This window comes from Pseudonocardia sp. CA-142604 (assembly GCF_050948475.1).
Taxonomy (GTDB): domain Bacteria; phylum Actinomycetota; class Actinomycetes; order Mycobacteriales; family Pseudonocardiaceae; genus Pseudonocardia; species Pseudonocardia alaniniphila.
In genome coordinates this window covers 9281883-9294586 of record NZ_CP192045.1, presented here as the reverse complement: position 1 = coordinate 9294586, position 12704 = coordinate 9281883, and the positions used below count along the sequence as shown (strand labels likewise).

The following is a 12704-nucleotide window of genomic DNA, read 5'->3' as shown; positions in this document are numbered from 1 at the left end:
CTATTGCGCACGGGCGCCCGTCCCCTCGGCCAGAAGTACGAGGCCGCTCCGTCCGGTTCCGTCCTCCGGACGAGGTGCGCAGGGCCCGTCCGCAGAGATCGTTGCGACCATGACGGACCTGATCGGAGCGGTGCTCGGCACCGCGGCGTGGACGGCAGGCCTCCTCGTCCTCGCGTTGATGGCGGCGCTGCCGCTGCTGGAGAGCCTCGGCACCCCGGGGGGACGGCGGTGACCCATCCGTCGATGCCCGCGACGGGCCGCCCCGCCCCGGTCGCGGCCCGCCACCTGCGCCCCGCAGCTCGTGCGATCGGCCTCGTGAAGGTGCACGGTCGCGGCGACGCCGCCGTCCGTGCGCTGGACGGGGTGGACCTGACGGTGCCTGCCGCGCGCTTCACCGCGATCATGGGGCCGTCCGGCTCCGGCAAGTCCACGCTGATGCACCTGCTCGCCGGGCTGGACACCGCCACGTCCGGCCACGTCCTGCTCGGGGACACCGACCTCGGCACGTGCAGCGACGCTCAGCTGACGGCCCTGCGCCGGGACCGGATCGGGTTCGTGTTCCAGGCCTTCAACCTGCTACCTCAGCTGACCGCCGAACAGAACATCGACCTGCCCGCGCGGCTCGCGGGCCGCCGTCCCGACCGGGCGTGGCGTGACCACCTCGTCGGCCTGCTCGGTATCGCCGACCGCCTCACGCACCGCCCCACCCAGCTCTCCGGCGGGCAGCAGCAACGGGTGGCGGTGGCGAGGGCCCTGCTGGGCCGGCCCGAGGTGATCTTCGCCGACGAGCCGACCGGCAACCTGGACACCGCCAGTGGCCACGAACTGCTGCACCTGCTGCGTACCTCGGTACGCGAACTCGGCCAGACGGTCGTCATGGTGACGCACGACCCCGTGGCGGCCTCGTTCGCCGATGAGGTGGTCCTGCTGCGGGACGGCACCGTTGCCGGCTGGCTTCCCGAACCGCGTCCGGAGTCCGTCCTGTCCGCACTGTCCGCGCTCTCCGGCCCCCGGGCGGGTGTGTGATGGCCGCCGTCGCGGCGACGCTGCTCACCGAGACTCGTCGCAGGCCGGGGCGGCTGCTGCTCACCGGGCTCGCGATCACGGTCGCCACGGTCTTCGCCGCCGGCACGTTCCTGCTCGGCGAGACGCTGCGCGCGTATCTCACGACGACCGTCGAGAAGACGCCCGAAACCACCGCGGCCGTGGTGCTGCCACAGCGCATGCCCGAGGACGCCCGTGGTGCGGACCTCGTGGCCCGGGTGGCCGCGGTGGACGGGGTCACGGACGCCGTCGGCGTCTGGGCGGCCTACCCGACGGTGAGCGGCGCCGGTTCGGCCACGACGTGGCACCTCGCGTCGGATCCGATGGGCGGTCCCCTCACCCGGCTGACCGAACCTCTCCTGCAAGGCAGGCTTCCCGCGGGTCCGGACGAGGTCGCTGTGGGCGAGACCACGGCCACACGCACCGGCCTCGCGCCGGGGCGCACGGTCACGGTGGACGCGGGCGACGCGGGGCCGCGAACCGTCACGGTGACCGGCGTGGTGCCGCTGCCGGACAGTGCGATCAACACCCTCTTTGCCACTCCCGACACGGTGGCGGGGCTCGGCGGCTCGCTCGACCAGGTGGACGTCGCTGCGGCTCCGGGGGCGGACGCCGCGGCGTTGTCCGGCCGCGTCGCGGCAGCCCTCGGCGTGCCCGCCGCGGTGCGAACCGGCGCGGAGCAGCGTGCGGCCGAGGTCGAGGACGCGTCGGCTTCGGTGACGGCCGTGCTCGCGGGAGTCGGGGTGTTCGCGGGTCTGGCCGTCGTCGCGGGAGCCGTCGTCGTCGCGTCGACCTTCCGGATCGTGCTCACCCAGCGGCGCACGCAGATGGCCCTGCTGCGGTGCGTGGGAGCCAGGCGCGAGCAGGTGGTGCGAGCGGTGCTCGTCGAGGCGGTCGTCACGGGCCTGGTGGCCGGTGTGCTGGGTCTGGGTATCGCACTCCTCGCGGGCTACGGGCTGCTCGCCGCGATGCGGGCGTTCGGCGCGGAGAGTGCTCCGGGCCTGGTGGTGTGGTGGCCGGGGCTCGCCGGTGTGCTCCTGGTGGCCGTACTGGCGACGGTGCTGGCAGGCGTGGCACCCGCGCTGGCGGCGGCCCGGATCCCGCCCGTGGCCGCGCTGGGCGTGGCCGACGCCGGGGAAACCGGTGTCCCTCGTGCCGGCCGTCGGATCGCGGTCGCCGTCGCACTTGCGGTGGTGGCGGGTGGGCTCGCCGGACTCGCACTCACCATGCCGGGCGACGGCTCGCTCGCCCTGGTCGTCGTGGCGTTCTCCGGGATGGTCGCGTTCGCCGCGCTCGCCGTCGCGGGTCCCGTGCTGGTGCGGGGCATCGTGGCCGTGGCCGGACGGCCGCTCGCCGCGCTCGGCGGTGCCGCGGCCCGGCTCGCGGTGGCCAACGCCGCTCAGGTGCCGCGGCGCACCGCCGCGACGATCTCCGTGCTGGCGCTCGGCGTCGGCTTGACATCGGCGCTGCTGGTCGGCATCCAGACCACACGGTCGGGGGCCGAGCGGAACCTCGCGGAACAGTTCCCGGCCGATGTCGTGGTCAGCGCCGCGAATGCCGGGAGCGCAGCGTCGCTGGCCGCCCGGCTGACCGCCGATCCCCGGCTCGCCGTCCGCGCCGACGGGCCCACGGTGTTCGTGAACCCGGCCCCCGGCGTGTCCGAGGACGTGGCCCGCACGGCCGTCGAACAGGGTGTGGGCGGTACGCAGGGGCTGATGGTGCAGTACGCGGGAGACGCGCGGGCCGAGCTGGACTCCGTGCTCGGGACGGCGCAGCTGATCGGGTTCGGGCTCGTCGGGATGACCGCCCTCGTCGCCGTGGTGGGAGTGGGCGTCACGCTGATGCTGTCGGTGACCGAGCGGACGCGGGAGACGGGGTTGCTGCGTGCGGTCGGGCTGTCGCGGCGCGGCGTCCGGTCGATGGTGGCCTGGGAGGCGGCGCTGAGCGGGGCGGGAGCCGCCGTGATCGGAGCGGTGATCGGCTCGGTCTACGGGGCATTCGGCGCGGAGGTTCTCAACCTCGCCGAGGGGCCGCCTGCGTTGCCGTTCCCGTCGCTGGCGGTGCTCGTCGTGGGGGTCGTGGTGGTGGCGGCGCTGGCGGCGACCGTGCCGGCCGTCCGCGCGGGCCGGGTGCCCCCGATCCGCGCCCTGCAGGAGGCGTGAGGGGCTAGAGGAGCGCGCCGAGGTCGATCTCGACGGGGAACGGCTCGGTGGCCGAGAACGTGCCGGTCACCGAGCCGGCGTCGGCGTATCCGAACTCGCCCGCGAGGTGACAGGCGAGGAGGGAGACCGGGTCGGTGGTGTCGATGATCCAGTAGTGCGGGATCCCCGCGTCCGCGTACTCGCCGCGTTTGTGGACATGATCGGTGCGCCGCGAGCCGGGGGACAGTACCTCCATCACGACGAGCACCTCGGAGGCTCGGATGGTCCCGCCCTCGGCTCGCACCCGCTTGCGCACCTCCCGGGGCACGACGACCAGATCGGGCCGGCGGACGGTGCCGGGGGCCTCGGCGGGCGCGAGTTCGAGATCGACGTCCATGGCCGGGATGACCTCGAGCCCGGTCGGCAACTGGCCGTGGAGCCGTACCGCGATCTCCAGCGCCGCGCGGTTGTGGTCCGGCGCTGGGGTCGGGGTCATCAGCAGTCGACCTTCAACCAGCTCGCTGTAGCCCGGCTCGATCTCTCCGATCTCGAGGTACTCGGCCACAGTCAGCAGGTGGGTCGGCGCCACCGGCCGGATCGTCACGGGACGGAGTCTGGCACGCCGGTCAGCGGCGGCGTGCGAGCAGGAACTGCTGGGTCTCGGTGCTTCCCGCCCCCGGAACCTGCACCTCGTCGCACTGCAGCACGTCGAAGCCGGCAGCCGTGACGACTGCCGACAGTTCGGGGGTGGGGTAGGCGCTGACGGCCATGGGCACGCCGAGGAACTCGATCTCGACGGCGTCGAGGTCGCCGGCGACCATCCCGAGAGCCAGCAGGCCGCCCTCGTGCATGCGGGCGGCCAGGCCCGTGAGCACCGTGGAGATGTCGGCGCGCGACAGCATCAGCAGCGCGAAGAACGAGGTGACGGCGTCGAACGTGCCGAGGGCGGGGTCGAGGTCGCGCAGGTCGCGCTGCTCGAACCGGGCTGCAGGCACCCGCTCCCTGGCGAGCCGCAGCATCCGATCCGACTCGTCGACGCCGAGAACCGCGAGACCTGCATCCGCCAGTTGCCGGGCAGTGGGGAAACCGGCGCCGCACCCGTGGTCGAGCACCCGCGCCCGGGACGGCAGCCCGGAGATGAGGTCGCGCCCTAGGCCGAGCTGCGCCTCCCGGTCGCTGAAGGCCTGCTCGTAAGCCTCGCCGATCCGATCGAAGACGGCACCCATGGTCGTCGAGGATCCCTCGGCGCTGCCCCCGGCGCCAATGCCCGTGACGCCGGGGGCGCCGGGGATCAGTCCGTGATCGGGTCGAGCACGAAGACGGGGATCTGCCGGTCGGTCTTCTTCTGATAGTCCGCGTAGGGCGGGTAGGCGGCCACGGAGCGCTCCCACCACTCGGCCTTCTCGTCGCCGAAGACCTCACGTGCCGTGTAGTCCTTGGTGACGGTGCCGTCCTGCAGGTCGACGTGCGGGTCGCCCTTGACGTTGTAGTACCAGACGGGGTTCTTCGGGGCCCCGCCGAGCGACGCGACGATCGCGTACTGCCCGTTGTTCTCCACGCGCATCAGCGGCACCTTGCGCAGCTTGCCGGTCTTCGCGCCGCGGACGGTCACGAGAACGACGGCCCGATCCTGGATCGTCTGTCCGTCGGTCGTGCCGTTCTCGATGATCTTGTTGGTCATGTCCCGGACCCAGTCGACCGGGCTGATCTCGAACTCACCCTTCAGAGGCATGTCAGCTCCAAACCGCGTCGGCCCCCCGGCCATTCCGTGATCTCTGGCGCACCAGAGGCTCTTCAGGTTACGGTCGGGACAACGCGGGAGCTCGTAGCAAGCGGGCTGAGAGGGTGGCTGGCGCCGCCGACCGAAGGAACCTGTCCGGGTAATGCCGGCGTAGGGAGGCGACATGGGGGAACCGACGGTGGGCGTCACGCCGCCGAGGGTGCTCACGATCGCGGGCACCGACTCGGGCGGTGGTGCCGGCATCCCGGCCGACCTGCGCGCGTTCGCGGCGTGCGGGGTGCACGGATGCGTGGCGGTCACAGCGGTCACGGTGCAGAACTCCGTGGGCGTCACGGGTGTGCACGCCATTCCGCCGGAGGTGGTGGCAGCCCAGATCGAGTCGGTCGCCACCGACATCGGGCTGGACGCGGCGAAGACCGGCATGCTCGCCAGCCGTCCGATCATCGAGGCGATCGTCGGGGCGTGCGACCGGGTCGGGATCGGTGGCAGTGGCCCCATCCCGTTCGTGATCGACCCCGTCGCGGCGTCGATGCACGGCGACCAGCTGCTGGCCGACGAGGCTCTCGACGCCTACCGCACGCTGCTCTTCCCCCGCGCCACCGTCATCACCCCGAACCTCGACGAGGTGCGGCTCCTGATCGACATCGACGTGCACGACCGCACCGCCCAGTACGAGGCGGCGAAGGTGCTCCACGGCCTCGGTCCGCGATACGTGCTGGTCAAGGGCGGGCACCTGAGCGAGGACACCGATGGCTGCGTCGACCTCCTCTACGACGGCCACACCTTCACCGAATTGCCCGGCCCCCGCTTCGACACCGGCAACACCCACGGCGGCGGCGACAGCATGGCGGCCGCCATCACGTCCGGGCTCGCTCGCGGGCTGGCGGTGCCGGAGGCCGTCGTGCTCGCCAAGCGCTACATCGTGGAGGCCGTCCGCAACTCCTACCCGCTCGGCGCGGGCCACGGCCCGGTGTCGCCGCTCTGGGCCATCCGTCACTGGTGGGAAGAGCCCACCCCCTGATCTCCCGGCCGTTCGGCCGGTGAGCACAACTGGAGATGACACGCGGGAGCTCGTGGTGAAACGGGCTGAGAGGGCGGCTGACCGACGCCGCCGACCGCAGAACCTGTCCGGGTAATGCCGGCGTAGGAAGGACGATGCCATGACGGCACTCGAGGACCGCACCGTCGCACCGAAGGTCACCACCGGTCCCATCCGGGGCTCGCACAAGGAGTACCTGGACGGTCCGGACGACCTGCGGATCCCCGTCCGCCGGATCGAGCTCAGCACCGGCGAGTACCACGATGTCTACGACACGTCGGGGCCCTACACGGACGAGGACGCGGAGATCGACGTCCGCGCGGGGCTCCCGGCTCTGCGCGCGCCGTGGATCGCCGCGCAGGAGCCCGTCGACGGCGCGGCCACGCAGCTGGCGTGGGCACGGGCCGGGGTGATCACCCCGGAGATGCGGTTCATCGCCGTCCGCGAGGGTGTGGACGCCGAGCTGGTGCGCTCCGAGGTGGCGCGCGGCCGGGCCGTGATCCCGGCGAACCGGCGCCACCCCGAGTCCGAGCCGATGATCATCGGGAAGTCGTTTCTCGTGAAGATCAACGCGAACCTCGGCAACTCGGCCGTGTCCTCCTCGATAGAGGAGGAGGTCGAGAAGATGGTGTGGGCCACGCGGTGGGGCGCCGACACCGTCATGGACCTGTCCACCGGCAAGAACATCCACGAGACGCGCGAGTGGATCCTGCGGAACTCGCCCGTCCCGATCGGCACGGTGCCGATCTACCAGGCCTTGGAGAAGGTGAACGGCGACCCGGCGGCGCTGTCGTGGGAGGTCTATCGCGACACGGTGATCGAGCAGTGCGAACAGGGCGTCGACTACATGACGGTGCATGCTGGCGTGCTGCTGCGCTACGTGCCGCTCACCGCGAAGCGCGTCACGGGCATCGTCTCCCGGGGCGGGTCGATCATGGCCGCGTGGTGCCTCGCGCACCATCGCGAGTCGTTCCTCTACACGCACTTCGAAGAGCTCTGCGACATCCTGCGCACCTACGACGTCACGTTCTCCCTGGGTGACGGGCTGCGGCCCGGTTCGATCGCCGACGCCAACGACGAGGCCCAGCTCTCCGAGCTGCGCACCCTCGGTGAGCTCACGGCGATCGCCCGCGCCCGCGACGTGCAGGTGATGATCGAGGGGCCGGGCCACGTCCCCCTGCACAAGATCGCGGAGAACGTGCAGTTGGAGGAGCTGTGGTGCAGCGAGGCGCCGTTCTACACCCTCGGCCCGCTCGCCACCGACATCGCACCGGGCTACGACCACATCACGAGCGCGATCGGCGCCGCCACGATCGCCGCGCGCGGCACCGCGATGCTCTGCTACGTCACGCCGAAGGAACACCTCGGGCTCCCGGACCGTGACGACGTCAAGACCGGCGTGATCACGTACAAGATCGCGGCACACGCCGCGGACCTCGCGAAGTGCCACCCGCACGCGCAGGCCCGGGACGACGCCCTGTCGGCGGCGCGGTTCGAGTTCCGCTGGCTCGACCAGTTCCACCTGGCGCTCGACCCGGACACGGCGCTCGCCTTCCACGACGAGACGCTGCCCGCCGAGCCGGCCAAGGCCGCGCACTTCTGCTCCATGTGCGGCCCGAAGTTCTGCTCGATGCGCATCACGCAGGACGTCCGGGAGTACGCCGAGGCGCACGGGCTGACGAGCGTGGAGGCGATCGAGGCCGGGATGTCGGAGAAGGCGGACGAGTTCACCGGCGCAGGGGGCAGCGTGTACCTGCCGCTGTCGGAGGCCTGAGAACCTCCCCTTATTGCCGGGAGCCACGTCGACGCCGCGCACCGCGACGCGAACGTGGCTCCCGCGCAAAGCGCTGGTCACCGACGGTGTGAGCGCCCGAAGCATGTGCCGGAGAACTTGTCACGCGGTCAGACGAAGAAGTGTCCTGGGAGCTAGGCTCGCAAGCGATGAGCATCATGGGCACGCGTGTGGTCCGCACCGAGGATCCGGTGTTCCTCTCCCGGGGCGCCACATATACGGATGACCTGACCGACGAACGGCTGAACGGTGCGCTGCACCTCACGTTCGTGCGGTCTCCACTTGCGCACGGTCGGATCACCGCCGTCGATGTCGAGGCCGCCCGCGAGGCGCCCGGTGTCGTCGGGGTGTTCACCGGCGCCGACATCGACCTCGCTCCGGCGCTGCTGTTCGCCGGCGCGAACCCCGGCATGGTCCGGCCCTGGCTGGCCACCGACAAGGTGCGGTTCGTCGGCGAGCCGGTGGCCGCCGTACTCACCGAGCACTCCTACCAGGGGCAGGATGCCGCCGACCTGGTGGAGGTCGACTACGACCCGCTTCCCGCGGTGGTCGACCCCCGCGAGGCGCTGAAGGACGAGGTCCTCCTCTTCGAGGAGGTGGGCACCAACCTCGCAGGCGGCTTCGGGCACGACCAGGAGTTCGACGAGCACTTCTTCGACGGCTGCGACGTCGTCGTCACGCGCGACATCGTCAACCAGCGGCTCGCCGCCGCGCCCTTGGAGACACGCGCCGCCGCGGCCGTGTGGGGCGACGACGGGCGCGTCACGCTCTGGGCGTCCACGCAGAACCCGCAGTCCGCCCGCGACGAGATCGCCGGCTGGCTGGGTGTCGACGCCGCTCTGATCCACCTGATCGCCCCGGACGTGGGTGGCGGTTTCGGCGCGAAGATCGGGGCCGACCCCGAGTTCGCGCTGGTGGCGTGGTTCGCGCAGCGTCTGCAGCGGCCCGTGCGCTGGAACGAGACCCGCTCGGAGAACCTCACCGGGATGCTGCAGGGCCGCGCGCAGCTGCAGACCATCACGATCGGTGGCAACCGCGACGGCGACGTGCTCGCCTACCGCCTCGACGTGCTGGCCGATGCAGGTGGCTACCCCCGCCTCGGCGTCTTCCTTCCGTTCTTCACCCGCCAGATGGCGCCGGGCGTCTACGACATCCCCAAGGTCGAGTCCCGGGCGCGCACGGTCGTGACCACCACGACGTCGACGGGTGCCTACCGGGGCGCCGGTCGTCCCGAGGCCACGGCCGCGATCGAGCGGGCCATGGACCTGTTCGCCGCCGAGATCGGCATGGACCCCGCCGAGGTCCGCAAGCGCAACGTCGTGGCGCCGGACAAGTTCCCGTTCGAGACCAAGGGCGGGGCGATCTACGACAGCGGCGAGTACGCGAAGGCGATCGACCGCGTGCTGGATGGGGCGAACTATGCCGAGCTGCGGGCCGAGCAAGCGCGGCGCCGCGAGCGTGGCGACGTCGTCCAGCTCGGCATCGGGATCTCCGCCTACGTCGAGATCACCGGTGGTGGCGCGTTCGCCGAGGACGCCTCCGTCGAGGTGCACCCGGACGGCACGGTCACGGTCCTGACGGGCACGTCGCCTCATGGCCAGGGCCACGCCACCGCGTGGGCGATGCTCACGAGCGACCGCCTGGGAATCCCGATCGAGAAGATCACGGTCAAGCACGGCGACACCGACCTCATCCCGCGTGGCGCGGGAACCATGGGTTCCCGGAGCCTGCAGACCGGCGGCGTCGCCGTCCACCAGGCGGCAGGCGAGCTCGTGGAGCTGGCGAAGCAGCGGGCCGCCGACGTGCTCGAGGCGAACGTCGACGACCTGGAGGTCGCCGACGGCGCTGTGTCGGTCCGGGGCACGGACACCAGCGTCTCGCTCGCGCAGCTCGCGGAGCGGGAGCAGCTGAGGGTGGACAGCGTGTTCGACAGCGGGGCGCCCACGTTCCCGTTCGGCGCGCACGTCGCCGTCGTGGAGGTGGACGTCGAGTCCGGCAAGGCCGTGGTCGACCGGGTCGTCACGCTCGACGACGCCGGGCCGGTCGTGAACCCGCTGCTCGCCGAGGGTCAGCGCCACGGCGGCATCGCCCAGGGCATCTCCCAGGCGCTGCTGGAGGAGGTCGTCTACGACGACGACGGCAACCCGCTGACGGCCACCTTCGCCGACTACGCGTTCCCGTCCGCGGCCGAGCTGCCCAGCTTCACGCTGCTGGCAATGGAGACGCCGACCACCCTCAACCCGCTCGGGGTGAAGGGCATCGGCGAGGCCGGCACCATCGGCGCCACTCCCGCGGTGCAGAGCGCGGTGGTCGACGCCGTGTCGCACCTGGGCGTCCGCCACATCGACATGCCGACCAGCCCGCTACGGGTCTGGGAGGCGATCAATGCCGCGCGCAGCGAAGGCGGCACGCGCAACGACCGCTCCGGGGGAGCGCAGTGACCACATCGACGAACCAGACCGTCAAGGTCGGAATCACCGTCAACGGCTCGGAGACCACGGCCGACGTCGAGCCGCGTCTGCTGCTCGCGCACTACCTGCGTGACGTGGTCGGGCTCAAAGCCACCAACATCGGGTGCGACACCACCTCCTGCGGCGCGTGCACCGTGCTCGTGGACGGCGAGTCGGTCAAGTCGTGCACCGTGCTCGCGGTGCAGGCCGACGGGCAGTCGGTCACCACGATGGAGGGGCTCTCGGCGAACTCCACCGAGCTGCACCCGGTGCCCGCGGCGTTCCGCGCCGAGCACGGCCTGCAGTGCGGCTTCTGCACGCCCGGCATGGTGATGGCGACGGTGAGCCTGCTGGAGGAGAACCCGAAGCCCACCGAGCGTGAGGTGCGCGAGGGTCTCGAGGGCAACCTCTGCCGGTGCACGGGCTACCACAACATCGTGCGCGCGGTGCTCGCTGCGAGCGGCCAGAACCCCGACGCCGCACAGACCACCTCCGTCGCGGCGGACGCCGATCAGTCCCCGGCCGGCGGCGTCGAGTCCGCACCGGGCTTCTCCACCGGGAGCGGTGCATGATCCCCGTCGCCTTCAACTACGCCCGCCCCGACTCCCTCGACGGCGCGCTGGCGCTGCTCGCGGAGCACGGCGAGGACGCCACGGTGCTGGCCGGTGGCCACTCGCTGCTGCCCGTGATGAAGCTCCGGCTCGCCGCCCCCGAGGTCGTCATCGACATCGGGCGGCTGTCCGAGCTGCGCTACATCGAGGTGCGGGGCGACGAGGTCGCGATCGGGGCCGGCACCCGGCACCGCGCGGTGGAGTCCTCCGAGGTGCTGGCGGCCGAGGTGCCGCTGCTGGCGGCGGTGGCCCGCACCGTCGGCGACCCGCAGGTGCGCCACCGCGGCACGCTCGGCGGTTCCCTGGCCCACGCCGACCCGGCGTCCGACCTGCCGGCGGCGGTGCTCACGCTCGGCGGCACCATCGTGTTGCGCGGCCCCCAGGGTGAGCGCGAGGTGCCGGCCACCGACTTCTACACCGGCGTGTTCTCCACGGTGAAGGAGCCGGGCGAGCTGATCGTCGAGATCCGGGTGCCCCGCACGGGGAGCGCCGGGTGGGGCTACGAGAAGTTCGTCCGCCGTGCCAATGACTGGGCGATCGTCGGGGTTGCCACAGTGGACGGGCGCGTCGGCCTGGTCAACATGGGCGCCACCCCGCTGCGGGCGACGGCCACGGAGGCCGCTCTGGCGGACGGGGCGTCGATCGAGGAGGCCGCCGCACTGGCCGCCGAAGGCACCGAGCCGTCGAGCGACCTGGCTGCCACCGCGGAGTACCGCCGCCACCTGGCCAGGGTCCTCACCCGCCGAGCGCTCACCACCGCTGCTGCCCGCTGACCCGTCCAGGGGACGATCCGCCGTTTCGCGCATGACATGGGTGAAACGGGGGAACCGGGAGAAATGGGCCTCGAGGAGTCCGCGCCGCCCGGGGATCGCAATGGAGCCTTCCCGGACGGTCGACGGCTCATCGCAGGTCGCTATGCCCTCGGCCGGGTACTCGGTATCGGGTCCTCGGCCGTGGTGCATCGCGCCCGCGACCTGATGAGCGGCGCCGAGGTGGCGGTCAAGCACTTCCACGCGGGCGCCTCCGCATACGACCGGCGCCAGCAGCGGCAGGAGATGAAGCTGCTGGCCCGGCTGCGTCACCCCGGCCTGGTCGGGCTGCACGACGGTGGCACCGCGGACGGCAGGCCGTTCGTCGTCACCGATCTCGTCGAGGGGCCGACGCTGGCGCAGCGGATCAGCCGGGGTCCGCTGGCGCCGGGCGCGGTACAGATGCTCGGCAGGCAGCTCGCCGAGGCGTTGGCCCACGTGCACAACGGCGGGATCATCCACCGTGACGTGAAGCCGGCCAACGTCCTGCTCGACGGCCTCCGGCCGCGCCTCGCCGACTTCGGCATCGCCCGCACCGTCGACGCGACCGTGGCGACCGCCAACGGGTGCGTGGTCGGTACCGCTGCATATCTCGCGCCGGAGCAGGTCCGCGGGGAGCATGTCGGACCACCCGCGGACGTCTACGCGCTCGGGCTCGTGCTGCTGGAGGCGCTGACCGCGCGCCGCGAGTACCCCGGTCTCGCCGTGGAGTCGGCGACGGCACGGCTGCACCGCGCTCCCGCGGTGCCCGCCGGGCTGCCCCCCGGATTCGGTGAGCTCCTCGAGGCGATGACGAGGGACGACCCACGCAGGCGGCCGACGGCCGCCCAGGTCGCTGCTGTGCTGGCCGCCGACCCGTACCTGCGGCCGCGCGGTTCATCGGCGGGCCGGTTGCACGGGCGCCACCGGCAGCAGCCGGGCCGCTGGTGGCAGCGCAGGCCCCTGGTGTCCAGGATCGTGCTCTGCATCCTCACCGCGGCGGTCGCGGTGCTCACCGTGGCGTCGACGTCGACGTCGGACGTCCCTGCCGCGGCCGAACTGGATCAGTCGCCCGCACCGTCCGGGGTCACGAGGTAG

At 72.2% G+C, this 12704-nt stretch carries 12 protein-coding genes; 9 read left to right on the top strand and 3 right to left on the bottom strand.

Features of this window, described 5'->3' with window-relative positions; all coding sequences use genetic code 11:
* The first annotated feature begins 109 nt into the window (after positions 1-109).
* Genes ACQPZQ_RS42375 through ACQPZQ_RS42365 form a run of 3 tightly spaced genes read left to right on the top strand, consistent with a single transcriptional unit; the run spans position 110 to position 3206 of the window.
* Positions 110-232: a hypothetical protein gene (locus tag ACQPZQ_RS42375; RefSeq protein WP_277398841.1), complete on the top strand. Its 123-nt coding sequence runs from the start codon at positions 110-112 to the stop codon at positions 230-232.
* 11 nt (positions 233-243) lie between these two features.
* Complete coding sequence (locus tag ACQPZQ_RS42370) at positions 244-1026, top strand: ABC transporter ATP-binding protein (RefSeq protein WP_433290101.1); 783 nt, start codon at positions 244-246, stop codon at positions 1024-1026.
* Positions 1026-3206 carry an FtsX-like permease family protein gene (locus ACQPZQ_RS42365; RefSeq protein ID WP_433290100.1) on the top strand — a complete coding sequence of 727 codons (2181 nt, stop codon included), beginning with the start codon at positions 1026-1028 and terminating at the stop codon, positions 3204-3206. Before ACQPZQ_RS42370 ends, ACQPZQ_RS42365 begins: the two co-directional genes overlap by 1 nt.
* 4 nt (positions 3207-3210) lie before the next feature.
* Here the strand turns inward: ACQPZQ_RS42365 and ACQPZQ_RS42360 are convergent, their stop codons facing one another.
* From ACQPZQ_RS42360 to ACQPZQ_RS42350, 3 genes are all read right to left on the bottom strand, one after another.
* Complete coding sequence (locus ACQPZQ_RS42360) at positions 3211-3789, bottom strand: Uma2 family endonuclease (protein WP_433290099.1); 579 nt, start codon at positions 3787-3789, stop codon at positions 3211-3213.
* 22 nt (positions 3790-3811) lie between these two features.
* Entirely contained in the window at positions 3812-4411 is a 600-nt protein-coding gene (locus ACQPZQ_RS42355) for a class I SAM-dependent DNA methyltransferase (protein WP_433290098.1), read from the bottom strand.
* Positions 4412-4476: 65 nt separating this feature from the next.
* On the bottom strand, positions 4477-4917 hold the full coding sequence (locus ACQPZQ_RS42350; protein ID WP_241040182.1) for a nitroreductase family deazaflavin-dependent oxidoreductase: 441 nt from the start codon (positions 4915-4917) through the stop codon (positions 4477-4479).
* A 172-nt stretch (positions 4918-5089) separates the two neighbouring features.
* On the opposite strand from ACQPZQ_RS42350, the gene thiD reads away from it, so the two are divergent.
* From thiD to ACQPZQ_RS42320, 6 genes are all read left to right on the top strand, one after another.
* Positions 5090-5947: a bifunctional hydroxymethylpyrimidine kinase/phosphomethylpyrimidine kinase gene (gene thiD, locus ACQPZQ_RS42345; protein WP_433290097.1), complete on the top strand. Its 858-nt coding sequence runs from the start codon at positions 5090-5092 to the stop codon at positions 5945-5947.
* 139 nt (positions 5948-6086) lie between these two features.
* Entirely contained in the window at positions 6087-7739 is a 1653-nt protein-coding gene (thiC, locus tag ACQPZQ_RS42340) for a phosphomethylpyrimidine synthase ThiC (RefSeq protein WP_433290096.1), read from the top strand.
* A 167-nt stretch (positions 7740-7906) separates the two neighbouring features.
* Complete coding sequence (locus ACQPZQ_RS42335; protein ID WP_433290095.1) at positions 7907-10198, top strand: xanthine dehydrogenase family protein molybdopterin-binding subunit; 2292 nt, start codon at positions 7907-7909, stop codon at positions 10196-10198.
* A complete protein-coding gene (locus ACQPZQ_RS42330; RefSeq protein WP_241040186.1) occupies positions 10195-10779 on the top strand; it encodes a (2Fe-2S)-binding protein in 585 nt (194 codons plus the stop codon). Before ACQPZQ_RS42335 ends, ACQPZQ_RS42330 begins: the two co-directional genes overlap by 4 nt.
* Positions 10776-11591: an FAD binding domain-containing protein gene (locus ACQPZQ_RS42325; protein WP_433290094.1), complete on the top strand. Its 816-nt coding sequence runs from the start codon at positions 10776-10778 to the stop codon at positions 11589-11591. The genes ACQPZQ_RS42330 and ACQPZQ_RS42325 overlap by 4 nt, the downstream gene beginning before the upstream one ends.
* A 63-nt stretch (positions 11592-11654) precedes the next feature.
* On the top strand, positions 11655-12704 hold the full coding sequence (locus ACQPZQ_RS42320) for a serine/threonine-protein kinase (protein ID WP_433290093.1): 1050 nt from the start codon (positions 11655-11657) through the stop codon (positions 12702-12704).

Excerpts from the sequence above, each read along its gene's own strand:
- ACQPZQ_RS42350 (WP_241040182.1), bottom strand. The coding sequence starts at position 4,917 with ATGCCTCTGAAGGGTGAGTTCGAGATCAGCCCGGTCGACTGGGTCCGG.
- ACQPZQ_RS42325 (WP_433290094.1), top strand. The coding sequence starts at position 10,776 with ATGATCCCCGTCGCCTTCAACTACGCCCGCCCCGACTCCCTCGACGGC.
- ACQPZQ_RS42375 (WP_277398841.1), top strand. The coding sequence starts at position 110 with ATGACGGACCTGATCGGAGCGGTGCTCGGCACCGCGGCGTGGACGGCA.
- ACQPZQ_RS42365 (WP_433290100.1), top strand. The coding sequence starts at position 1,026 with ATGGCCGCCGTCGCGGCGACGCTGCTCACCGAGACTCGTCGCAGGCCG.
- thiC (WP_433290096.1), top strand. The coding sequence starts at position 6,087 with ATGACGGCACTCGAGGACCGCACCGTCGCACCGAAGGTCACCACCGGT.
- ACQPZQ_RS42335 (WP_433290095.1), top strand. The coding sequence starts at position 7,907 with ATGAGCATCATGGGCACGCGTGTGGTCCGCACCGAGGATCCGGTGTTC.
- thiD (WP_433290097.1), top strand. The coding sequence starts at position 5,090 with ATGGGGGAACCGACGGTGGGCGTCACGCCGCCGAGGGTGCTCACGATC.
- ACQPZQ_RS42355 (WP_433290098.1), bottom strand. The coding sequence starts at position 4,411 with ATGGGTGCCGTCTTCGATCGGATCGGCGAGGCTTACGAGCAGGCCTTC.
- ACQPZQ_RS42370 (WP_433290101.1), top strand. The coding sequence starts at position 244 with ATGCCCGCGACGGGCCGCCCCGCCCCGGTCGCGGCCCGCCACCTGCGC.
- ACQPZQ_RS42320 (WP_433290093.1), top strand. The coding sequence starts at position 11,655 with ATGGGCCTCGAGGAGTCCGCGCCGCCCGGGGATCGCAATGGAGCCTTC.